A 20,732-nucleotide genomic window follows, 5' to 3' on the forward strand; every position below is an offset into this window, starting at 1 on the left:
ATCAATGCCGGTTATCCCAGCATCAGAAGATTGAATTTGCCGTGCTGCTGCAAGCCTTCTATCAACAACCCGAAATTGGGAGAAGGCAGTGGTGCAACAGCCGGGTGATATAGGGATGGATGGCGTGGAGGCGAAGCTTCAATCGGCCTCCTCATCAGGCATGGCTGCGGGCGCCCTGATGTGCCTGATGTCAATGTCGTCGATCCAGTTCGGGGCGGCGCTGTCGGCGCCGGCCATCGCGACGTTCGGGCCGGCCGGCGCATCGTGGTTGCGGCTTGCTTTTGCAGCCGTCATGCTTGCGATCGCCATCCGACCGCCGGTTCTGCGTTATAGCGGCGCACAGTGGATCGCGGCCCTTGTGCTCGGGACCACCACGGCCCTGATGACCATGTGCTTTTTCGCGGCGATCGAGCGCATCCCACTTGGTCTTACTGTCGCCATCGATTTCCTCGGGCCGCTGTCTGTCGCGACTCTTGGATTTGGAATGAGCTGGCGATTGGCATGGCCGGCTCTGGCAGGAGTTGGTGTTCTTTTCCTTGCCTATGACGGAGAGGGGTGGGTCGGAAGCCTTTCCGGCGTCCTTTTCGCCGCAGGTTCAGCGGTCGGATGGGCGATCTACATTCTGCTCACCAAGAAGGTCGGCGCCGCCTTCAAGGGGCTGGAAGGTCTCTCGATGTCGCTGCTTGTCGCGGCTGTTGTCGCAACACCCTTTGGCTTTGCGACAGCCGTCCCGCATCTCGACGCCTATGGCCTCCTGGAAATGGCAGGTCTGGCGCTACTGGTGCCGCTCTTGCCTTACGCGCTTGAGATGACCGCCCTTCGGCGCATGCCGACGGCGTCCTTCGGCATCCTCATGAGCCTGGAACCGGCCATCGGCGCATTGGCTGGCTTCATCATATTGGCGCAGCCGATGACGATCCTCCAGATGATGGGGACGGCCCTCGTGGTGACTGCCAGCGCCGGCGCCACCTTCTCGGCTGAAAAGTCGTGAGATCAGGCGGGTTTCCGTGCCGGATCGTCCAGAGCAGGATTGTAGAAGAGCGAGAGCGTCAGGCTCTTGGCGATGCGCTCGGCCGTCGCCATGAACCATGCCTTGGCTTCCGCATTCGGCGCGATATCGTCGAGCGTCTGCGAAAACAGGTTCAGCCATTTCGGAAAGAGCGCCGGGGTCAAGTCCTGGACGCCGATATGCGCTTGCACCGGTTTGCCGCCATAGGCGCCATTGCGGAAGGCCACGGCCGACCAGAAGCTTTTCATCTTGGCCATATGGTCAGGCCAGCGCCCGTTCAGCTTGGCGTCAAAAACCGGCCCGAGCTCCGGGTGGTCAAGCACGCGGCCGTAAAAGGTCTCCACCAATTTGTCGATGAAAGCCGCATCCACCCCGATCGCCTTCATATCGGCTTCGGCGCGCTCACGGATGGCGGCGACATGCGCTGCGCGTCCCTGAAGATCATTATCCGTCACGAATTCCACCTCGGCCGCACTATGCGGCACACCTGATATAAGCTTTCTCTGCCCGGTCCCAAAGCCCGGCGGCCTGCATTGCCGCATTGCACCGAAATCAAGCCTCGGGGCTCTTGACCCGAAACGGCCGCTTCTTTAGTTTTAGAATAATTCTAAAATGGAGATTCTCACGATGGCTGGATTTTTCAGGTCGTCCAAACGTTCTTTTTCATCTTTGACCGAACAGGAAATCTTAGCCATCGGCATTGCGGCCGAAGAAGATGACGCCCGCATCTATCTCGCCTATGCCGATGATCTCAGAGAACGCTATCCGGCATCCGCCAAGGTCTTCGAAGATATGGCCGAGGTCGAGGATACCCATCGCAAGACGCTGATCGACATGCATCGAAAGCGTTTCGGCGAGCGCATTCCGCTGATCCGCCGCGAACATGTCAGCGGCTTTTACGAGCGAAAGCCGGATTGGCTGCGCAAGAACCTCTCGCTCGAGGCGATCAGGCAGGAGGCGGAAGCCATGGAAGCGCAGGCCTATCGCTTCTATGTCGAGGCCGCCAAACAGATTTCCGATGCTGGAACGCGCCAGCTTCTCGGCGATCTGGCCCTTGCCGAGCAGGGGCACGAGGACATTGCGCGGATGCTGGAGGGCAAGCACACGCCGGAATCCGTCAAGGAGGAGGAGGATGCGACCGCCCGTCGGCAATTCGTCCTGACCTATGTCCAGCCCGGCCTTGCGGGCCTGATGGATGGGTCGGTCTCGACGCTAGCGCCAATCTTTGCGGCCGCCTTCGCCACGCAGGATACCTGGCAGACCTTCCTTGTCGGCCTGTCCGCGTCCGTTGGCGCTGGTATTTCGATGGGATTCACCGAGGCAGCGCATGATGACGGCAAGATTTCCGGTCGTGGTTCACCGATCAAGCGCGGGCTTGCCTGCGGCATCATGACCGCGATCGGCGGCCTTGGTCACGCGCTGCCATACCTCATCCCGGATTTCTGGACCGCCACGATCACCGCCGGCATCGTCGTCTTCTTCGAGCTATGGGCGATTGCCTTCATCCAGAACCGCTACATGGAAACACCGTTCCTCCGGGCAGCCTTTCAGGTTGTCATCGGTGGCTCGCTGGTTCTGGCTGCCGGCATCCTGATCGGCAACGGCTGAGGCACCCCTCTAATTTTAAGGTAACGAAATATTAAAAGCGGGAACGCTCCTGTCCCTGACTGGTTTGTGTGTCGAGGCCGCAATGGTCTCGACATGAAACCCAAGGAGAAATCAAATGGCAAACCAGGGTGGAACCCATGACCAGCACGTAAAGGCCGGTCAGCAGAGCCACAAGAATATGGGCAGCCAGCAGGCTTCGTCCGGTTCCAAAAACGATCAGTCGAGCAGCAACCGTGGCGGCTCGCACGAGCAGCATGGGAAGTCTGGCCAGCAGGGCCACAAGAACAATTAGCAACTATTGCTCGATCCCAAGAGTTCGCGATCGCAAATCCGTGGATCTGAAAATAGAAAGGCCGGCAAAAGCCGGCCTTTTCTTTGATGTCTGCGTTCGATTATTTCAGCGCGCCGACCAAGACGTCGCGACCGTTTTCGATCGTGACCCAGCGACCGGCATTATAGCTCGCCTGGCGCTTGATGTAGGAATAGGGCGTCTGGTACCAGAGCTTTATATCGTCGCTCAGATTGTCGAGGATGTAGTCGCCCTGCGCGGTGCGAAGCGTAAGCACGGCATGGCCTTCGCCATCGGGCTTGCGCACGACAGTCATCAGCAGATCGGATGTCGGAATGCCGCGCTGGATGAGCATGCGACGCTTCAGCAGCGCGAAGTCTTCGCAATCACCGGCGGTGACTGGATAGGCCCAGTATTCCTCGACGCCGTAGATGTCCTGATCGGTCGCTGGCGTGATGGTCTTGTTGACGTAGAGATTAACCTGGCTGATCAGCGCCCAGATCTCGGGCGTCATGCTGACCGGCATCAATTCGCGGGTCGGGCCACATTCATTGCTGTAACGCTGGCAGAAATCGTAGTGCCCGATCGGCTGGGAGGTCACGTCACCGACAACCATCGATGGCGTGTTCTGTGTGGCCGGCATCGCCGGCGTGGACATGGCAATAATAGCCGCCAAGGCTACAAACAGGCCCTTGATACGCACACCCAACTTCCTTGTATCGCCCCGTCATTTATTAACGAATTGTTAATGGAGGGGGGTGCGGGAAGTCAATCGTTACTTATTCGTTAACGCCGGTTACTCCCAAACATGGTTAAAATGGCACATAAACAGGAGCTTACGTTGCGTAAGTTCGGTGCAAATTTGGCCGATAAAAAGGCAGATGCCGTCAAATTGATTAACGTGCCGCCATTGCCTCGGCTGCAGCAAGCATACGGTCCAAATCCTGCGGCCGCGACAGCCGGTGGTCGCCGTCGCGGATGAGCGTCAGCACGACATCATCGGCCGGCAGGTGCTCGACCAATTTCAGCGCATGGGCAAAAGGAACATCCGCGTCCTGCATGCCCTGCAGAATATGCACCGGACATCCCGTCTCGATCATGCCGGTCAGGACCTGGTTGGCGCGGCCGTCCTCGATCAGCGCCCTGGTGAAGATGTTCGGCTCGGGGCTGTATTCCGACCGTTCCTCGACATAGCCCTTCTCCGCAAGGGCCGTCCTTTCCGCCTCTGAAAGGTTTGGCTCGATCAGGTCTATGGTGAAATCGGGCGCCGGCGCGATCAGCACCATGCCCTGAACGACGGGCGCTTTCTTCCGCTTGCGCAGTTCCTGGGCGATGCGCAGCGCAATCCAGCCGCCCATCGAGGAGCCGACGAGCACGAGACGCTTCGGTTTGACGTGGTCGAGCACGGCAAGCGCCTCGTCGAGCCAGCGGGAAATCGTGCCATTGGTGAATTTGCCGCCCGACAGACCATGGCCGGAATAGTCGAAACGGATGCAGCCGAGCCCGCGCCTTTCGGCAAGGGCGTCCAGTTCCAGGGCCTTGGTGCCGCTCATGTCCGAACGATAGCCGGAGAGCCAGACAAATGTTGTGCCGGCAACCTTCTTCGTCGGCGGACGGATGAGCATGGCGATCTGCCGTTCCTGATCGCCGGTCCCGATGGAAAGAAATTGCGTCTCTTGGGTCTTTGGCGCCTCGGACATCGATAACTCCCAGATTTACACTCTATAAAACAGATTCGCGGATGGCTGACAGGAGGTGATTTTTCCGTTAAGGCGTGCTATTGACTTCGTAGCAGCAGTCACGACATTTCCGTCAGTTGCGCCGATGGAGGCTCGAGGCTGCAATCATCCGAAATAAATCTAGGAGAGTACGACCATTCGCAGACCTTTTAAAACCGACGCGCCCGTAAAGGAAGGGCCGCGTTCAAATAGGGAAATACGCATTCCCAAGATTCAGCTGATCACGGCTGATGGACAGAACATGGGCGTTGTCCCGACCGACCAGGCATTGAAGATGGCAGAGGAAGCCGGCCTCGATCTGGTTGAGATTTCTCCCAATGCTGAGCCGCCCGTATGCAAGATCCTCGATCTCGGTAAGCTGAAATACGCCAACCAGAAGAAGGCCGCCGAGGCTCGCAAGAAGCAGAAGATCGTCGAAATCAAAGAAATCAAGATGCGCCCGAACATCGACACCCACGACTATGAGGTGAAGATGAAGGCGATGGGTCGCTTCTTCGACGAGGGCGATAAGGTCAAGGTAACCCTGAAGTTCCGTGGCCGCGAAATGGCTCACCAGGAACTCGGCATGAAGCTTCTGCAGCAGGTCAAGGAAGACACGCTGGAAATTGCCAAGGTTGAGGCTGAGCCGAAGCTTGAAGGCCGCCAGATGATGATGGTGCTCGCGCCCAAGGCGTGAGCGCGCCATCCGGCGGGAGACCGAGCCGTCCCAAGGGGCGGCTTTTTCTTTTTTGCCTCTGCTTTTCTGCCCCCCTTTCTGCGTTGTCATACGCAAGTCAAAATTCCGCCTGACGCCCCGTTGCACTTTGGCGGCACTGCGGTTATAAGCGCGCGTCCGAACTGACCGGCAGGGCATGCCGTGGCGGTTCAGAATGCTTGCAAGACGGTTCGTCACCGCTCTCGCAGTTCAACAACACAAGCACCCGCGCTTTTGCGGACCCGGCAAGCCGGATCTGCGAGGGGCGCTTTTTCATAAAGCGCAGACGGGGCACAAAAGGAGTAGCAAAATGCCCAAGATGAAGACGAAGTCCTCTGCCAAGAAGCGGTTCAAGATCACCGCGACCGGCAAGGTAAAGGCCGCCGCTGCTGGCAAGCGCCACGGCATGATCAAGCGCACCAACAAGTTCATTCGCGATGCACGCGGCACCATGGTTCTCGCAGAACCCGATGGCCGCAAGGTTATCAAGAATTACTTGCCGAACGGTCTCTAAGACTTTTCGTAACGCTTAAGACTAAGGAGATCATGACATGGCACGCGTAAAAAGAGGCGTAGCAGCCCACGCCAAGCACAAGAAGGTTCTGAAGCAGGCCAAGGGCTTCTACGGCCGCCGCAAGAACACCATCCGTACCGCAAAGGCAGCTGTCGATCGCGCCAAGCAGTACGCAACCCGTGACCGCAAGGTCAACAAGCGCAATTTCCGCGCTCTCTGGATCCAGCGTATCAACGCTGCCGTCCGCGAATTCGGCCTGACCTACGGCCGCTTCATCGACGGCCTCAACAAGGCTGGCATCGAAGTTGACCGTAAGGTTCTCTCCGACATGGCGATCCACGAGCCGGAAGCATTCGGTGCACTCGTTGCAGCCGCCAAGAAGGCTCTGGAATACCTAAAGGATTCTGGCACGCCGAACGAGTTTGAAGGCGCGGTTCGTTGAGCCGCGCACGTTCGTAAGAACGTGCAAAGCTGGCTCAACGCTTAAAGTGGCGCATGTACCTTTCGAGCGGGCTTCGCCCGCACGGGACATGCGCTGCCAGCGCTTCCCAGGCTTTACGCTTTTTTGAATTTTGGGAAACCCGCGCTGGTTTGGGCTAGCGCGGGTTTTTCTTTCTCTGTACTGCTTGCGCCGACTTTTCATGACCTGCCGATCCCGGACGGAAAGAAGACAATGTCAGATATCGATCAGCTGAAATCCTCACTGCTTGCCGAGATTGCGGCCGCCGCTGACGAGCCGGCGCTTGAAGCCGTGCGCCTATCTGCCCTCGGCAAGAAGGGCTCGATCTCCGAACTCCTGAAGACGCTTGGCGCCATGACGCCGGAAGAGCGCCAGACTCGCGGCGCTGCGATCAACGGCCTGAAGAACGAGGTCACGGATGCGCTTTCTGACCGCCGCGCGACGCTGAAGGACGTGGCAATCAATGCCCGCCTGAAGGCCGAGACCGTTGACGTCAGCCTGCCGGTCCGTTCCTCGCCGGCCGAACGCGGCCGCATTCACCCGATCAGCCAGATCGTCGATGAAATCACGGCGATCTTCGGTGACATGGGTTTCTCGATCGCGGAAGGTCCCGATATCGAGACGGATTACTATAATTTCACCGCGCTGAACTTCCCGGAGGGCCATCCGGCCCGCGAGATGCACGACACCTTCTTCTTCAATCCGGATGAAAAGGGTGAACGCAAGGTGCTGCGCACGCACACTTCGCCGGTGCAGATCCGCACCATGGAAGCCCAGAAGCCACCGATCCGCATCATCATCCCCGGCAAGACCTATCGCCAGGATAGCGATGCGACGCACTCGCCGATGTTCCACCAGGTCGAAGGCCTCGTCGTCGACAAGAAGGCGAACGTTGCCAACGTCCGCTGGGTGCTGGAGGAATTCTGCAAGGCTTTCTTCGAGGTCGACAGCGTGACGATGCGTTTCCGCCCGTCCTTCTTCCCTTTCACCGAGCCCTCCTTCGAGGTCGATATCCAGTGCGACCGCTCCGGCCCGATCGTCAAGTTCGGCGAGGGTACCGACTGGATGGAAATCCTCGGCTGCGGCATGGTGCATCCGAACGTGCTGCGCGCGGGCGGGCTCGATCCGGACGAATATCAGGGCTTTGCCTGGGGCATGGGCCTCGACCGCATCGCCATGCTGAAATACGGCATGCCCGACCTGCGCGACTTCTTCAACGCCGACGTTCGCTGGATGACCCACTATGGCTTCCGCCCCCTCGACATGCCGACGCTGTTCGGCGGTCTGAGCGTGTAAGGAAGGATTGGACCGATGAAATTCACCCTCTCTTGGCTGAAAGATCACCTCGATACCGAGGCTACACTCGGTGAAATCTGCACCCGCCTGACCCAGATCGGTCTGGAGGTCGAGGATGTCGATGACAAGGCGGCGTTCAAGCCCTTCGTCATCGCAAAGGTCCTTTCGGCGGAAAAGCATCCGCAGGCTGATCGGCTGAAGGTGCTGATGGTCGATATCGGCCAGGGCGCTCCGGTTCAGGTCGTCTGCGGCGCGCCGAATGCGCGTGAAGGGCTGGTCGGTGCCTTTGCAGCTCCGGGCACCTACGTCCCCGGCATCGACGTGACGCTCGCCGTCGGCAACATCCGCGGCGTCGAAAGCCGCGGCATGATGTGCTCGGAAAAGGAACTGCAGATTTCAGACAATCACGACGGGATCATCGATCTTCCGGCCGATGCGCCTGTCGGCACCAGCTATGCCGCCTATGCCCATCTTGACGATCCGGTCATCGAGATCAACCTGACGCCGAACCGCCCGGATTGCACGTCGATCTACGGCATCGCCCGCGATCTTGCAGCTTCCGGCCTCGGTACGCTGAAGGCACGTCACGTTCCGTCCTTCCCGGTCAGCGGCGGGACGCCGGTGAACGTGACGCTCGATCTCGATGATCCGAAGCTCTGCCCCGGTTTTGGCCTGCGCCTCGTGCGCGGAGTCAAGAATGGCCCGAGCCCGAAGTGGATGCAGCAGCGCCTGCTCGCCATCGGCCTGCGCCCGATCAGCGCCCTCGTCGACATCACCAACTACATGACTTTCGATCAGGGCCGGCCGATGCACGTCTTCGACGCAGCAAAGGTTCAGGGCAACCTGACAGTCCGCCGCGCTAAAGAGGGTGAGACGGTACTGGCGCTCGATCAGCGCGAATACAAGCTCGTCCCGAACAACGTTGTCATCGCCGACGAAAACGGCGTCGAGTCCATCGGCGGCATCATGGGTGGCGAACATTCCGGCTGTGATGAAAGCACGACCGACGTGCTGATCGAGTCCGCGCTCTGGGACCCGATGAACATCGCCAAGTCCGGCCGCGGTCTCGGCATCATCACCGATGCGCGCTATCGTTTTGAGCGCGGCGTAGACCCGGAATACATGATCCCAGGCCTCGAGCGCACGACCGAACTGGTGCTCGAATGCTGCGGTGGTACCGCAGCCGAAGCCAAGATCGTCGGCTATGAGGGCTATAAGGCCAAGATCGTCGATTTCCCCTATTCCGAGGTAAAGCGCCTGACCGGGCTCGAAGTCTCGACCGATGAGGGCAAGTCGATCCTCGAAAAGCTCGGCTTCTCCGTTTCCGGCGCCGGCGAACGTGTGTCTGTCTCCGTTCCGTCCTGGCGGCCGGATATTGACGGCAAGGCCGACCTCGTCGAGGAAATCATGCGCATTCACGGTGTCGACAATATCAAGCCGGCGCCGCTTGAAAGCTACGCGGCCGTCAACGGCAGGATCCTGACGACACTGCAGATCCGCACCCGCGTTGCCAAGCGCGCGCTTGCATCCCGCGGCATGCTGGAAGCGGTCAACTGGTCCTTCATCTCGGCGGATCAGGCAGCCTTGTTCGGCGGCGGCTCGGATGCGCTGAAGCTTGCAAACCCGATCGCTGCTGACATGTCCGACATGCGCCCGTCGCTGCTGCCCGGCCTGCTTTCGGCCGCCCAGCGCAATGCCGACAAGGGCTATGGCGACGTCGCGATCTTCGAAGTCTCCGGCACCTACGAAAACGATCGGCCGGAAGGCCAGCGTCGCGTTGCCGGCGGCATCCGTCGTGGCACTGCCTCGCTTGCCGGTTCCGGCCGCATGTGGTCCAACGCCGCCAAGGGCGGCGGCAAGCCGGTCGATGTGTTCGACGCCAAGGCCGATGCGCTGGCGGTGATCGAAGCCTGTGGGCTGCCGATGGCCAATATCCAGGTCGAGCAGGGCGGTCCCTCCTGGTATCATCCGGGCCGTTCCGGCACGATCAAGATGGGGCCGAAGGTCGTTCTCGGCTATTTCGGCGAGTTTCATCCGAAGACGCTCGATGCGTTGGATGTGTCAGGCGCGCTCTGCGGCTTCGAGGTCTTCATCGACGCGATGGCTGAGCCGAAGAAGAAGGCGACGCGCACCAAGCCGGCGCTGGAGCTTTCGCCCTTCCAGGCCGTCAAGCGCGACTTCGCTTTCGTGGTCGACAAGTCTGTTGAAGCAGGTGCGATCATCCGCGCAGCGACCAGCGCCGACCGCAAGCTGATATCGGGCGTCAACGTCTTCGACATATTCGAAGGCGCATCGCTCGGCGAGGACAAGAAATCGGTCGCGATCGAGGTTCAGATCCAGCCGGCAGAGCGGACGCTGACGGACGAGGATTTCGAGGCTCTGACGCAGAAGATCGTCGCCAACGTCACCAAGACGACCGGCGGCGTGCTCAGAAGTTAATCTGGAAACGGCCGGCGAAGTTCTCGCCGGCCGTTTCTCATGAATGCAGATGGTAGAGCTTGTTGACGATGGTCCACCGGCCGTTGATCTTCAGCAGGGACAGATAGTCCGAGAAGCGCATGCCGCCGAATTCGTCGACCACCTTGACGGTCGCCGCATCGCCTTCGATATCGATCGAGGCGATATCCATCATCGGCTGTGTGCCGGGAGATGCCGGCGTCTCGGACAGAACCGCGTCGATGAATTCATCGCGCGACATCCATTCGACCGAACCCTGATAATTTCCAATAATTGCCGCCTGGGGGTGAAACGCCTTTTTCAGCGCGGCCCCGTTGGAGAATGCCATTCCCTCGACATAGAGGTGAACCGTCGCCTCGATTGCCTGCTTGTCCAACATTCCTGCGCCTCCTGTGCTCCCGGGGCAATGGTACTGTACCCGACGAAGTTAGACCATCTGTGAGAATCAACGTTTTTCGAGGAGAAACGTTGCCGCGGTCGTTGGGATCACATAGACGCAAAGCTTGCAGCAGCCCGCCCGGAAGATATCTCGGGCGGGCGGTCATTCTACTTTCTCAGCGGTTTGTCATGGCCAATGAGGCGTCAGAGTAGCGCTTTCCCGCGACCTCGCTGAGCGGAATGATATTGCTCAGCTCATCCACCTCTTCCGGCGAAAGTACGATCTCTGCAGCAGCGACGTTCTGCTCCAGATGATCAAGCTTGCGGGCGCCGGGGATCGGCACGATCCCTTCGCCCTGATGCAGAACCCAGGCGAGCGCAAGCTGTGCCGCGGTCACACCCTTTTCCCTGGCATGACGCTCGAGAGCGGCGACCAAAGCGGCATTCGCATCGAAGTTCTCGCCCTGGAAACGCGGCAGGTTGCGGCGGAAATCGTCCTGATCCAGATCGTCCACCTTTCGGATGGCGCCCGTCAGGAAGCCGCGGCCAAGCGGGCTGTAGGGCACGAAGCCGATGCCGAGTTCGCGGCAGGTTGCGAGCACCTCTGCTTCCGGATCCCGGCTCCAGAGCGAATATTCGCTTTGCAGGGCCGCGATCGGGTGAACAGCGTGGGCGCGGCGGATCGTGGCGGCACTCGCCTCGGAGAGGCCCAGTGTGCGCACCTTGCCTTCCCGAACTAGGTCAGCCATGGCGCCGACCGTATCTTCGATCGGAACGTCGGGGTCGACGCGATGCTGGTAGAAAAGATCGATGACATCGGTGCCGAGCCGCCTCAACGAGGCTTCGGCGACCTCCTTCACATGTTCTGGACGGCTGTCGACGCCAACCATCGCGGCCGGTCCGGATTTGGTCAGATCGAGCTTGAAGCCGAACTTGGTGGCGATAACGACGCGGTCGCGAACCGGCTTCAGTGCCTTTCCGAGCAATTCTTCATTGTGGAAGGGGCCGTAGGTTTCGGCCGTGTCGAAGAAGGTCACGCCGAGATCGACAGCGCGGCGCAGCGTCTTCGTGGACTCCTCGTCGTCCTTTGCGCCATAGGCGAAGCTCATGCCCATGCAGCCGAGACCGATGGCAGAGACGGTAAGGTCGTTTCCGAGTTTGCGGGTTTTCATTCTGGAGCTCCCTGAGCGGATTTGTCTGGCCGGCGATCAAATCGCCCGGCACGCCCCGGAAGTTAAAGCCCTAACCGATGTTTGAAAATCCGTGCAAAGCATAACAGCTTGTTCTATCATTTAGATCAATGAACAGGACGCAACTCTCCCAACTCGCGGTTCTGGCCGCCGTTGCTGCCAACCGCAGCTTCCGCGCCGCCGCCAAGGAACTGACCATCGCTCCCTCGGCGGTAAGCCATGCCATATCGAGCCTGGAAGAAGGCCTCGGCGTGCGCCTGCTGGCGCGCACGACCCGCAGCGTCGCACCGACCGAGGAGGGAAGGTTGCTGCTGGAACGTCTCGGCCCGGCGCTGGAGGAAATCGGCACCGCCCTGGATGCCGTCCTCGATACGCGCGGCCGGCCGGCCGGAAACCTGCGCGTGACAGCCCCGCGCTTTGCCTCGGATGTTATTCTCGGCCCGCGGCTTGGGGATTTTCTCAACGCTTATCCCGATATCACCCTCGAAATCGCCAATGAGGACGCCTTTACCGATATTGTCGAAGGCGGCTTCGACGCGGGCATCCGGTTCGAGGAAAGTCTCGAGGCCGATATGATCGCGGTCAGGATCTCCTCGGACATACGCACCGTCATTGCCGGCTCGCCCGCCTATTTCGAGCGCTATCCAAAACCGCTCCATCCGCGGGATCTCGTCCAGCATCGCTGCATCAAGCGCCGCTTCGCCAACGGCTCTATCTATCGCTGGGAATTCGAAAAGGACGGACGGGAACTGATCGTTTCGATCGATGGCCCCCTGACCGTCAGCGAAGACAGGCTTTCATTGCTGGGCGCGCTCAGCGGTGCCGGCCTTGCCTATCTCTTCGACATGCGGGTGCATAACGAGCTCGTCGAGGGAAAGCTGATCCGGGTGCTGGAAGATTGGTGTCCGCCTTATCCGGGACCATTTCTCTATTACCCCAGTCGTCGGCAGATGCGCCCGGCGTTGCGGGCCTTCATCGACTTCTTCAAGGTCGGCGGTTGAGGGTCTTGCAGGTTTCGGGTGGCGCCGGGAAAAACAGGGGCTAGGTTCCGCGAAAAGGGGAGAGTGCGATGAGGAAGCCGGCATCGATGAGAGGCCTCGAAGATTTGGGTCGCGTACGCCTCTCGAAGAATTTCTTCCTGCGCGATTTTCTGCATTCCGAGATCGGCAGCCTCTACGGCATACCCAATATCCCTGAAAATCCCAATCTGGCGATTGCAGCGGGCAAGTGCCTCTGCGAGGAACTGCTGGAGCCGCTGGAGGCTACATTCGGACGTCTTCACCTGCGCTCTGGCTATCGGGCGCCCGCGCTCAACAAGTTCGGCAACAAGAACAATCTCAATTGTGCGCGCAACGAGGCGACCGCCGCCAACCACATCTGGGATTTGCGCGACAGAGAGGGTCACATTGGCGCTACGGCCTGTGTCGTCGTGCCCTGGGTCTGGGATCGATACCATGAGCCCGGCGATTGGCGCCGGCTGGCCTGGTGGATAAGGGATCACCTGCCCTATGCGTCGCTTCAGTTCTTTCCGAAACTATGGGCGGTCAATATCACCTGGCATGAGCACCCGACGAAAGAGATCACCAGCTATGCCGAGCCGCGCGGTATTCTGACGCGGCCCGGAATGGCGAATTGGGAAGAGGACCATTCGGCCCTCTACGAAGGTTTTCCGCCGCTCAGAAGTTGATGCGGTAGCGGATGTGCCCGTCGCTCTCGACATAGCTGTCATAGAGCTTGCGAGCCGTGGTGTTGGTTTCTTCCGTGTGCCAGTAGAGCCGCGCCCAGCCTCTCTCTTTGCAGAGGCCGACGAGGTCGTCCAGCAGCGCCCTGCCGACACCCTTGCCGCGAGCCGCCGCATCGACGAACAGGTCTTCCAGATAGCAGTCCGGATCACGAATCCACGTCCCTTCATGGGTGAGGCAAAGGGCAAAACCCATCACCTTCCCGTCAACCTCTGCCACCCGCATGAAGATGGCGGAAGCCGGATCGAAGATCCGGCGCCACGTCATGTCGGTGATTTCAGGCGCGATGGTCACATTATAGAAGGTGATGTAGTCGGCCCAAAGTTCGCGCCAGCGCGTCTCGTCTTCAGGCCTTGCATCGCGGGTGATCACGGTCATTCTGTTTCAGTCCTATTCACGGGTCCTGTTCGCCAGCCCTATTCGCCGGCCTTGTCGAGCAGGCTCATTGCCTCAGTGGAAAGGTCGAGCTTTGCCGAATTGATGAGAGCGTCGAGCTGGCCAAGGCTCGTGGCGCTGGCGATCGGCGCGGTCACGCCCTTCTTGCGCAACAGCCAGGCAAGCGCCACTTCCGCCGGCTTGCTGCTGGTATCCTTGGAGACCGTATCGAGAGCGGCAAGGATGCGCATGCCCTTGTCGTCGAGATATTGCGCCACGCGGCCTTCGCGCGCCCGGCCTTCCGTATCGGCCTTGGTGCGGTATTTGCCGGAAAGGAAGCCGGCTGCAAGGCTGAAATAGGTGATGACGCCGATGTCTTCCTTGACGCAGAGATCGGCCAGCGGGCCTTCGAAGCTGGCGCGCTCGTAAAGATTGTATTCCGGCTGCAACACGTCGTAGCGCGGAAGCCCGGCCTTGTCGGCGACATCGAGCGATGCCTGGAGAAGCTTGGCATCATAGTTGGAGCACCCGACGGAGCGGATCTTGCCCTGTTCCTTCAGCTTCGCATAGGCGCCGAGCGATTCCTCATGCGGCGTTTCTTCGTCCGGCCAGTGCGAAAGATAGACGTCAATATAATCGGTCTGCAGGCGACGCAGCGAATCCTCGACGGCCTTGAGGATATAGGCCGCCTTCAGCGTCTTTCCTTCACCCATATCGGACCCGACCTTGGTGACGATAATGGCCTTGTCGCGGGAGATAGTTCCCTTCTTCAGCCACTTGCCGATGATTTCCTCGGAATCGCCGCCCTTGTTGCCGGGGACCCAGCGCGAGTAGACGTCTGCCGTATCGATCGTGTTGAAGCCGGCGCCGAAAAATGCGTCGAGAATGTCGTAGGAGGTCTTCTCGTCGGCCGTCCAGCCGAAGACGTTGCCGCCGAAGACGATTGGCGCGATCGAAATCTCTGTTTTACCTAGCCGGCGCATTTCCATGCCGCTCTCCCGAAAATGACTAAAGTGGTTGAAAAGATAGATGCGGTGAAAACCGCTTTACCTATCTAGGCCTTTATGGCGCCGAGGGAAACCAAACTTCGGTGAAATATCCGTGCGGCATTCAGGTGGCATTGCGCTTCGCGCGACGGCTGCATAAGGTGCGCCGAAATCATTTTTGGGAGGGAAGACCATGCTTCGTTTCGGAATTCTGTCGACCGCAAAGATCGGTCGCGAGCTTGTCGTACCGGCCATTCAGGATGCCGAGAATTGCGTGGTGACTGCGGTCGCCAGCCGCGATCTGTCCCGCGCCCGCGAGATGGCGGACCGCTTCTCCGTGCCGCATGCCTTCGGCTCCTACGAGGAGATGCTGGCCTCCGACACGATCGACGCCGTCTATATCCCGCTGCCGACCTCGCAGCATGTCGAATGGACCATCAAGGCTGCCGATGCCGGCAAGCACGTGCTCTGCGAAAAGCCGATCGCGCTCAAGGCCGAAGAGATCGATAGCCTGATCGCTGCCCGCGACCGCAACAAGGTACTTGTGACCGAGGCCTATATGGTCACCTACACGCCGGTCTGGCAGAAGGTCCGTGCCCTGCTGGCCGACGGCGCGATCGGAAAGCTGCGCCATGTCCAGGGCGCCTTCACCTATTTCAACCGCGACGCCGGCAACATGCGCAACATTCCCGAGCTCGGGGGCGGCGGCCTGCCTGACATCGGCGTCTATCCGACGATCAGCACGCGCTTCGTGACCGGCAAGGAGCCGCTGCGCATCCAGGCCGTGACCGAGCGCGATCCGGAATTCGGCACCGACATCTATTCGAGCGTGAAGGCCGATTTCGGCGATTTTGAGCAGAGCTTCTATATCTCGACGCAGATGGCTGCCCGTCAGGTCATGGTCTTCCATGGCACCGACGGCTTCATCGAGGTCAAGTCGCCCTTCAATGCGGACCGCTACGGCGCCGAGGAAATCGAGCTCACCAACCGCAACCATTCGGAATCGCAGATTTTCCGCTTCCCCGATAGCCGCCAGTACAAGCGCGAGGCGGAAGCCTTCGCCGATGCCGCAGCCGGCGGCAAGTCGGAGATCGTGACGCTGGAAAGCTCCAGGCTGAACCAGAAGGTCATCGACGCCATCTATCGCGCCAGCGAAAAGGATGGCTGGGAGCCGGTCTGACCGGCTTCTTGATAAGCGGCGGAGATCAGCGGCGGAAGACGAAGCGGGAATAGCCGAAAAAGCTGAACGCCGTCGCCGCCGCCGAGGCAAGTATCAGCGCGGCCGTCGGGCGCAACACCGGTATCGATACCAGTAGTGACGTGTAGATCGCATAGTTCACCAGTGCCGAGGTAATCCCGACCGAACCGTAGCGGAAACCCTCGACTGCGAGGGACCGGCCGGTATTCTCGAATGTGAAGGTGTGGTTGAGGATCCAGGTCGCGACCATGGCCGACGGTATGCTGATTGCGCGCGCCCAGAACGGGCCCAGCGTGGTGAAGTGCAAAAGCAGCATCAGCAAGCCCGCATCGACGACAAAGCCGATACCACCGGCAATGCCGAACCAGAACAGTCTCTTCATGCAGCCTTGGCTTTCTTCTTGCGGCGGGTGGAATTCTCCGCCTGATGGATCGTGATCGCCGCCGGCTTGTCATTCAGACCGATTGCTTCGATCCCCATATAGTGGATCCGAAGCTGCTCTGCACGGGCACGTGCGACGGAATCCAGAATAAGAGCCGCCGTAAAGAGCATGAACGACACCATCATCAGCGCCATCGAGAACACCCAGGTCGGCATGCGGCTGACGAGACCCGTCTCGAAATACTCGGCGAGAACCGGGGCCATGAAGCCGAGGCTCGCCGCCATGAACAGCGCGCTCAACTGGCCGAAGAAGGCAAAGGGCCGCGTTTCCTTCATCAGCATGGCGAACATCCAGAGGATCTTCGCGCCGTCTCTGAAGGTGGAAAGCTTGGAGTGAGACCCCTCGGGGCGCCGACCGTAGTCGAGTTCAAGTTCGGTGACGGGCAGCTTCAGTCGTGACGCATGTACCGACATTTCGGTCTCGATTTCGAATCCGCCTGAGACAGCCGGAAAGCTTTTGACAAAGCGTCGGCTGAAGGCGCGGTAGCCGGAGAAAATATCGGTAAAATCGGGTCCGAAGATGCTGCGGTAGAGCATGTTGAAGATGCGGTTGCCCAATGCATGGCCCTGCCGGCCGGCATCGTCATGCACGCCGCGCCGCGTTCCGACCACCATGTCGGAGCGTTCGGTTACCAGCGTGCGCACCAGCTCTTCGGCGTCATCAGGCTGGTAGGTGCCGTCTCCATCCGCCATGATATAGATGTCGGCATCGATATCGGAGAACATGCGGCGCACCACATGGCCCTTGCCCTGGCGTCGCTCGCGCAGCACGATCGCGCCGGCGAGCATGGCATGCAGCGCCGTCCCGTCGGTGGAATTGTTGTCGTAGACATAGATGCGGGCGCTTGGCAGCGCCGCGCGGAACCCGCGAACAACCGGCCCGATCGTTGCCGCTTCGTTATAGCATGGCAGCAGGACGGCGATGTCCAGGCTTTCGGCCCAAGTCTCTGGCATGGTTTTCACTCGATACATGGAAAATCCGCAGGCGAGCTTATCTCCGCGCTCGTTAACAAACCCTATGATTGCTTGGGAAATAAGGAGAACCGGGGCCTGTTGCCGGAACATTGTCGTGATCGTCTTTGCCCGCGGTTTTACGCTTTCTTGAGGCCGGAACGCTAAACTACGGCCAAAGCTTGAGGCAACGGAACATTACGGATCATGACGGATGCGATGGAAGTACGCGGCATGACGGCCGCGAAGCCCGGCGATGGCAAGTCTTCGATCTGGTCACGCCTCTGGATAATGTCCATTCTCTACAGTCTTTTCCTGATGGCAGTGCTGGTCTTCCTGCGCTGGAGCGCGACGGATTATGTCGGCGCCGACAATGACGACGTCATGCGTCTGGTCGAAGTGCGCGATTTCCTTGCCGGCCAGGGCTGGTTCGACTTGATGCAATACCGCCTGGGCCTCGATGCCGGGACGCTGATGCATTGGTCGCGTTTGATCGACCTGCCGATCGCCAGTCTCATTGCCTTTTTCCGCCTCTTTGTCGCGCCCGAACGCGCGGAAGTCTTGGCGCTGACGGTCTGGCCGCTGTCGCTGGTTCTGCCGCTCATGTACGGAATGGGTCTGACCGGATATCGCACGGGCGGTATCGTCGGGATGCACATATCGCTCGGCCTGACCGGGCTCTATGTCATGACGTCGAACCGCTTCCTGCCCGGCTCGATCGACCACGACAATGTGCAACTCGGCCTCGTCGCCTTCATGACGGCCATGCTGGTGGATGACAGGTTTCGTCCTGCAAGCTTCGCCATCGCCGGATTTGCAGCCGCGCTCGCGATCGCCATCGGCGCCGAAACGACGCCCTTCGTCGCCGTCGCCTGCCTTGCGGTCGCGCTTCTCTGGGCCTGGGAAGGAAAGGCATTTGCGGCTGCGGCCCAGGCCTTCTCGCTGACCCTTGCCGTCTCGATCAGCGTGGCCTTTTTCGCAACGGTTCCACCGCATCTCTACTCGACCGTGACCTGCGATAACCTTTCGATCGGTTTTTACGGCATCACCAGCGTCGGCGGTGTCGTTCTCCTGCTGTCTTCGCTCTTTGCGTCAGGCCTTTCACGTGTCGGCCGGTTCGTCGTCCTCGCAGCCGGCGGTGTCGTCATAGCCGGGACAGCACTCCTGCTTGCGCCCCAATGCCTCGGCAACCCGCTGGGTGATCTGGATCCAATGCTCGTCAAGCTCTGGCTGAACGGTATCAGCGAGGCTCAGTCATTCGTAGATCTCGCTCGCAAGGCACCGGAGACACTCGGTGCCTTCTATGCGGTTGGTGTCTTTGCCTGCGCCGCCTGCCTGTTCAGGATCGTTCGCGGCGAGCGTGTCAGGCTATATCTCATCCTGCTAACGCTTCTCCTGGTAAATCTCATCATAGCTTTCGTGCAGGTGCGCGGCGCGACATTTTCGAACCTGCTCGCTATTCCGCCGCTGACCTTGCTGCTGATCGAGTTGCGCCGTGTCTCCAATGCCGATTCCGAAAATATCGGCGCCGCCTTTTTCTATATCGTCGGCGCGCTCATTTCGGTTCCCGCCGTCTGGGCTGTCGGAGGCGGGCTGGTCAATGGGCAGATGAAGACCAGCTTTGTCGTGGAGCCAGGCTCAAACAAGGAAAATGCGGCCGGATGCTTTTCCAAGGAGGCGCTGGCACCGATAGCCGGTCTCGATCCCGGAGTCGTTTCCGCTCCGTCGGACATGGGCGCGCCCATTCTCCGTTTCACGAAGCATCGCGCACTCTCCGGGCCATACCACCGTGACCAAGCAGGCATGCTGACCCAGCTGCATATTGAACTGGCGGAACCCGCAGAGGCGGAAGCCTTCCTGCGTGGAGCCAAGGTGACATTGTTCGCCTATTGCCCCGACAACCCTGAGACCAGCGATATCGCCGATATCAAGCCGGATGGCCTCTATGCAGCGCTCAAAAGGGGGCAGGTGCCGTCTTATCTGGAACCCCTGCCGAATGGGCAAGGCGCAGACGTGAAATTCTTCCGCTTCAAGCCCTAAGGTCACGTCGGTCGAAGTCGAGATGGCGGCTGCGCGATTGCCGTCCGACCCCCGGCATTCGGCAAGGACTGCATAGCGTCAGAAGAGAAATTCGCTATTTCAGGTTGTTTAGGGGAAACCAGCTAATTTCCGACACTTTTGGGCTGAAATCTGCGCTGACCAAGAACGCTGGAGCCCAAAATGTCAGGCATTTTTATCGCTACTCTGTTGGCGACTATTGCGGCAAAGGTACCTGCAGGGTTTTCGACCGGCGACCTGCTTCTTTCCGATTGTCATGGCTCGCGGCAATTCGTCCGGGGCTATGTTGCCGGCTGGTTGGATAAATGGAACAGGGACGAATACCTTGCCCGACGCAATATTGTCGATAACGCTCCGAATACAAAGGCAATGGTGAATGCCGCGTACTTGGGCGAATCCGTCGGGATAAACTTGTGCGTGCCGGTCGGGACAAAGGCGGAGGTGTTGGGCGATGTGCTCTGCACATTCCTCGAACAAAATCCGGGCGTACGCGACGCGACGGGTGATGACCTCATGACGGAGGTTGTTCAAGCGAATTATAGTTGCCCCGCACAATAAGCGCTGACGTCGCCTAGCGCGGGAAATTTGCCGCAAAAGGCTTGGAATAGTCAGGATATTTGGGCTTGCTGCCGACGGCCGCGCTCAAAGGTGAGAAGGGCCACGACGTGACCGAGAAGCGCGAAGTTGTAGCCCGCAATTGCAAGCACCAGCGAGAGGAAGGACACTGGTCCTGAGGAAACGAAAAGGGCCGCGAGGAACGCCAGGCCCATGAGCGCGGCGACGATCGCCACGCTTACGGCCGAGCGCATCATCCCAACGACGATCCCGATTGTCATGGCGGTCGCGAAGATCACGGCCATCTCCCGTTCGTGCAAAATTTCGTTGTCCTGATATTGCACGATCCCTGCTAAAGAAGCCTTGAGGAGAAGGGTGAATCCTTCTGCAACTTATTCGGTAAAATTCGATGGAATAAGTTGGACCGGCCTCGCTAGACCAGCGCGACGATATCGGCGGCAGTGGTCCCCGTCTGCAGGACACGCGTCACTCTGAGCGGCAGCACGATGCCCTGGGGAACCTGCTTCAGCAGCAGCGAGTCCCCTGCCAGCATGAACACGGCAAGATCGCCGCCCGTGCCGATGTAAAGGCCGCGCGTCGTCTCCTGCAGGTCGGAGGCATCGTTCGGAGCGACGGGGAAACCGGAAATCGCCGGTCCGGAAATCGAGGGGCTGAGGGATTCGAAGCGATCGGTCATAATATTGGTCCTCTTCAACAAAGTGATGAGAACGATTGTGCCGACATCGGGACGAGCGAGGATGGAAAGGATTGCAGGCTGCGAGGATGAATTCG

General features: G+C 59.7%; 24 protein-coding genes. 13 read left to right on the forward strand and 11 right to left on the reverse strand.

The annotated features are described in order from the left end of the window. Positions 1-115: 115 nt before the first annotated feature. Positions 116-991 (forward strand): EamA family transporter, encoded by an 876-nt coding sequence (locus EV561_RS08865; protein WP_132521610.1) that lies wholly within the window; start codon positions 116-118, stop codon positions 989-991. 2 nt (positions 992-993) lie between these two features. Here EV561_RS08865 and EV561_RS08870 read toward each other — a convergent pair whose 3' ends face one another. Then, positions 994-1,464 (reverse strand): truncated hemoglobin, encoded by a 471-nt coding sequence (locus EV561_RS08870; RefSeq protein ID WP_132520242.1) that lies wholly within the window; start codon positions 1,462-1,464, stop codon positions 994-996. A 172-nt stretch (positions 1,465-1,636) separates the two neighbouring features. Here EV561_RS08870 and mbfA point away from each other — a divergent pair, with 172 nt between their 5' ends. Together mbfA and EV561_RS37105 are read left to right on the forward strand one after the other, a co-directional pair. Next, positions 1,637-2,617 (forward strand): iron exporter MbfA, encoded by a 981-nt coding sequence (mbfA, locus tag EV561_RS08875; protein WP_132520245.1) that lies wholly within the window; start codon positions 1,637-1,639, stop codon positions 2,615-2,617. Positions 2,618-2,732: 115 nt separating this feature from the next. Then, complete coding sequence (locus EV561_RS37105) at positions 2,733-2,909, forward strand: hypothetical protein (RefSeq protein WP_165927778.1); 177 nt, start codon at positions 2,733-2,735, stop codon at positions 2,907-2,909. 100 nt (positions 2,910-3,009) lie between these two features. Here EV561_RS37105 and EV561_RS08880 read toward each other — a convergent pair whose 3' ends face one another. Together EV561_RS08880 and EV561_RS08885 are read right to left on the reverse strand one after the other, a co-directional pair. After that, positions 3,010-3,609 (reverse strand): transglutaminase-like cysteine peptidase, encoded by a 600-nt coding sequence (locus EV561_RS08880; protein ID WP_132520248.1) that lies wholly within the window; start codon positions 3,607-3,609, stop codon positions 3,010-3,012. Positions 3,610-3,802: 193 nt separating this feature from the next. After that, positions 3,803-4,606 carry an alpha/beta hydrolase gene (locus EV561_RS08885; RefSeq protein ID WP_132520250.1) on the reverse strand — a complete coding sequence of 268 codons (804 nt, stop codon included), beginning with the start codon at positions 4,604-4,606 and terminating at the stop codon, positions 3,803-3,805. A gap of 175 nt (positions 4,607-4,781) precedes the next feature. Here EV561_RS08885 and infC point away from each other — a divergent pair, with 175 nt between their 5' ends. From infC to pheT, 5 genes are all read left to right on the forward strand, one after another. Continuing rightward, entirely contained in the window at positions 4,782-5,321 is a 540-nt protein-coding gene (infC, locus tag EV561_RS08890) for a translation initiation factor IF-3 (protein ID WP_132520253.1), read from the forward strand. Between the two features lie 328 nt (positions 5,322-5,649). Then, positions 5,650-5,853: a 50S ribosomal protein L35 gene (gene rpmI, locus EV561_RS08895; protein ID WP_003570998.1), complete on the forward strand. Its 204-nt coding sequence runs from the start codon at positions 5,650-5,652 to the stop codon at positions 5,851-5,853. Between the two features lie 37 nt (positions 5,854-5,890). After that, positions 5,891-6,295: a 50S ribosomal protein L20 gene (rplT, locus tag EV561_RS08900; protein ID WP_132520256.1), complete on the forward strand. Its 405-nt coding sequence runs from the start codon at positions 5,891-5,893 to the stop codon at positions 6,293-6,295. A 231-nt stretch (positions 6,296-6,526) separates the two neighbouring features. Next, the gene (pheS, locus tag EV561_RS08905) at positions 6,527-7,609 is read left to right on the forward strand and encodes a phenylalanine--tRNA ligase subunit alpha (protein ID WP_132520259.1); all 1,083 of its coding nucleotides are present in this window, start codon (positions 6,527-6,529) and stop codon (positions 7,607-7,609) included. 15 nt (positions 7,610-7,624) lie between these two features. Continuing rightward, positions 7,625-10,048, forward strand: coding sequence for a phenylalanine--tRNA ligase subunit beta (gene pheT, locus EV561_RS08910; RefSeq protein WP_132520262.1), 2,424 nt, complete (start codon positions 7,625-7,627; stop codon positions 10,046-10,048). 37 nt (positions 10,049-10,085) lie between these two features. Here pheT and EV561_RS08915 read toward each other — a convergent pair whose 3' ends face one another. Both EV561_RS08915 and EV561_RS08920 read right to left on the reverse strand, forming a co-directional pair. Beyond that, positions 10,086-10,445 carry a nuclear transport factor 2 family protein gene (locus EV561_RS08915; protein WP_132520265.1) on the reverse strand — a complete coding sequence of 120 codons (360 nt, stop codon included), beginning with the start codon at positions 10,443-10,445 and terminating at the stop codon, positions 10,086-10,088. Positions 10,446-10,620: 175 nt separating this feature from the next. After that, positions 10,621-11,616 carry an aldo/keto reductase gene (locus EV561_RS08920; protein ID WP_132520268.1) on the reverse strand — a complete coding sequence of 332 codons (996 nt, stop codon included), beginning with the start codon at positions 11,614-11,616 and terminating at the stop codon, positions 10,621-10,623. 128 nt (positions 11,617-11,744) lie between these two features. Here EV561_RS08920 and EV561_RS08925 point away from each other — a divergent pair, with 128 nt between their 5' ends. Both EV561_RS08925 and EV561_RS08930 read left to right on the forward strand, forming a co-directional pair. Further along, the gene (locus tag EV561_RS08925; protein WP_132520271.1) at positions 11,745-12,635 is read left to right on the forward strand and encodes a LysR family transcriptional regulator; all 891 of its coding nucleotides are present in this window, start codon (positions 11,745-11,747) and stop codon (positions 12,633-12,635) included. A gap of 68 nt (positions 12,636-12,703) precedes the next feature. Then, positions 12,704-13,321: a hypothetical protein gene (locus EV561_RS08930; protein ID WP_132520274.1), complete on the forward strand. Its 618-nt coding sequence runs from the start codon at positions 12,704-12,706 to the stop codon at positions 13,319-13,321. Here the strand turns inward: EV561_RS08930 and EV561_RS08935 are convergent. Then, a complete protein-coding gene (locus tag EV561_RS08935; protein WP_132520277.1) occupies positions 13,311-13,754 on the reverse strand; it encodes a GNAT family N-acetyltransferase in 444 nt (147 codons plus the stop codon). The two genes, EV561_RS08930 and EV561_RS08935, sit on opposite strands and share 11 nt — an antisense overlap. A gap of 38 nt (positions 13,755-13,792) precedes the next feature. Continuing rightward, positions 13,793-14,740 (reverse strand): aldo/keto reductase, encoded by a 948-nt coding sequence (locus tag EV561_RS08940; protein WP_132520280.1) that lies wholly within the window; start codon positions 14,738-14,740, stop codon positions 13,793-13,795. Between the two features lie 190 nt (positions 14,741-14,930). Between EV561_RS08940 and EV561_RS08945 the strand changes: the two genes are divergently transcribed. Further along, positions 14,931-15,917 (forward strand): Gfo/Idh/MocA family oxidoreductase, encoded by a 987-nt coding sequence (locus EV561_RS08945; RefSeq protein ID WP_132520283.1) that lies wholly within the window; start codon positions 14,931-14,933, stop codon positions 15,915-15,917. 25 nt (positions 15,918-15,942) lie between these two features. Here the strand turns inward: EV561_RS08945 and EV561_RS08950 are convergent, their stop codons facing one another. Both EV561_RS08950 and EV561_RS08955 read right to left on the reverse strand, forming a co-directional pair. Continuing rightward, positions 15,943-16,317, reverse strand: a complete 375-nt coding sequence (locus EV561_RS08950; RefSeq protein WP_132520286.1) for a GtrA family protein — start codon at positions 16,315-16,317, stop codon at positions 15,943-15,945. Next, entirely contained in the window at positions 16,314-17,330 is a 1,017-nt protein-coding gene (locus EV561_RS08955; protein ID WP_132520289.1) for a glycosyltransferase, read from the reverse strand. Before EV561_RS08955 ends, EV561_RS08950 begins: the two co-directional genes overlap by 4 nt. A 216-nt stretch (positions 17,331-17,546) precedes the next feature. Here EV561_RS08955 and EV561_RS08960 point away from each other — a divergent pair, with 216 nt between their 5' ends. Together EV561_RS08960 and EV561_RS08965 are read left to right on the forward strand one after the other, a co-directional pair. After that, on the forward strand, positions 17,547-19,367 hold the full coding sequence (locus EV561_RS08960; RefSeq protein ID WP_245512648.1) for a hypothetical protein: 1,821 nt from the start codon (positions 17,547-17,549) through the stop codon (positions 19,365-19,367). Between the two features lie 180 nt (positions 19,368-19,547). Next, positions 19,548-19,943: a Rap1a/Tai family immunity protein gene (locus EV561_RS08965; protein WP_132520295.1), complete on the forward strand. Its 396-nt coding sequence runs from the start codon at positions 19,548-19,550 to the stop codon at positions 19,941-19,943. A gap of 50 nt (positions 19,944-19,993) precedes the next feature. Here the strand turns inward: EV561_RS08965 and EV561_RS08970 are convergent, their stop codons facing one another. Both EV561_RS08970 and EV561_RS08975 read right to left on the reverse strand, forming a co-directional pair. Continuing rightward, positions 19,994-20,239, reverse strand: a complete 246-nt coding sequence (locus EV561_RS08970) for a homogentisate export protein (RefSeq protein ID WP_132520298.1) — start codon at positions 20,237-20,239, stop codon at positions 19,994-19,996. 134 nt (positions 20,240-20,373) lie between these two features. Then, positions 20,374-20,637: a hypothetical protein gene (locus tag EV561_RS08975; RefSeq protein WP_132520301.1), complete on the reverse strand. Its 264-nt coding sequence runs from the start codon at positions 20,635-20,637 to the stop codon at positions 20,374-20,376. Between the last annotated feature and the right edge of the window lie 95 nt (positions 20,638-20,732).

Source organism: Rhizobium sp. BK376, from assembly GCF_004341625.1.
In the GTDB taxonomy this organism is placed as follows: domain Bacteria; phylum Pseudomonadota; class Alphaproteobacteria; order Rhizobiales; family Rhizobiaceae; genus Rhizobium.

Excerpts from the sequence above, each read along its gene's own strand:
- EV561_RS08865 (WP_132521610.1), top strand. The coding sequence starts at position 116 with ATGGATGGCGTGGAGGCGAAGCTTCAATCGGCCTCCTCATCAGGCATG.
- mbfA (WP_132520245.1), top strand. The coding sequence starts at position 1,637 with ATGGCTGGATTTTTCAGGTCGTCCAAACGTTCTTTTTCATCTTTGACC.
- EV561_RS37105 (WP_165927778.1), top strand. The coding sequence starts at position 2,733 with ATGGCAAACCAGGGTGGAACCCATGACCAGCACGTAAAGGCCGGTCAG.
- EV561_RS08885 (WP_132520250.1), bottom strand. The coding sequence starts at position 4,606 with ATGTCCGAGGCGCCAAAGACCCAAGAGACGCAATTTCTTTCCATCGGG.
- rpmI (WP_003570998.1), top strand. The coding sequence starts at position 5,650 with ATGCCCAAGATGAAGACGAAGTCCTCTGCCAAGAAGCGGTTCAAGATC.
- rplT (WP_132520256.1), top strand. The coding sequence starts at position 5,891 with ATGGCACGCGTAAAAAGAGGCGTAGCAGCCCACGCCAAGCACAAGAAG.
- pheS (WP_132520259.1), top strand. The coding sequence starts at position 6,527 with ATGTCAGATATCGATCAGCTGAAATCCTCACTGCTTGCCGAGATTGCG.
- pheT (WP_132520262.1), top strand. The coding sequence starts at position 7,625 with ATGAAATTCACCCTCTCTTGGCTGAAAGATCACCTCGATACCGAGGCT.
- EV561_RS08915 (WP_132520265.1), bottom strand. The coding sequence starts at position 10,445 with ATGTTGGACAAGCAGGCAATCGAGGCGACGGTTCACCTCTATGTCGAG.
- EV561_RS08920 (WP_132520268.1), bottom strand. The coding sequence starts at position 11,616 with ATGAAAACCCGCAAACTCGGAAACGACCTTACCGTCTCTGCCATCGGT.
- EV561_RS08925 (WP_132520271.1), top strand. The coding sequence starts at position 11,745 with ATGAACAGGACGCAACTCTCCCAACTCGCGGTTCTGGCCGCCGTTGCT.
- EV561_RS08930 (WP_132520274.1), top strand. The coding sequence starts at position 12,704 with ATGAGGAAGCCGGCATCGATGAGAGGCCTCGAAGATTTGGGTCGCGTA.
- EV561_RS08935 (WP_132520277.1), bottom strand. The coding sequence starts at position 13,754 with ATGACCGTGATCACCCGCGATGCAAGGCCTGAAGACGAGACGCGCTGG.
- EV561_RS08940 (WP_132520280.1), bottom strand. The coding sequence starts at position 14,740 with ATGGAAATGCGCCGGCTAGGTAAAACAGAGATTTCGATCGCGCCAATC.
- EV561_RS08945 (WP_132520283.1), top strand. The coding sequence starts at position 14,931 with ATGCTTCGTTTCGGAATTCTGTCGACCGCAAAGATCGGTCGCGAGCTT.
- EV561_RS08950 (WP_132520286.1), bottom strand. The coding sequence starts at position 16,317 with ATGAAGAGACTGTTCTGGTTCGGCATTGCCGGTGGTATCGGCTTTGTC.
- EV561_RS08955 (WP_132520289.1), bottom strand. The coding sequence starts at position 17,330 with ATGCCAGAGACTTGGGCCGAAAGCCTGGACATCGCCGTCCTGCTGCCA.
- EV561_RS08960 (WP_245512648.1), top strand. The coding sequence starts at position 17,547 with ATGGAAGTACGCGGCATGACGGCCGCGAAGCCCGGCGATGGCAAGTCT.
- EV561_RS08965 (WP_132520295.1), top strand. The coding sequence starts at position 19,548 with ATGTCAGGCATTTTTATCGCTACTCTGTTGGCGACTATTGCGGCAAAG.
- EV561_RS08975 (WP_132520301.1), bottom strand. The coding sequence starts at position 20,637 with ATGACCGATCGCTTCGAATCCCTCAGCCCCTCGATTTCCGGACCGGCG.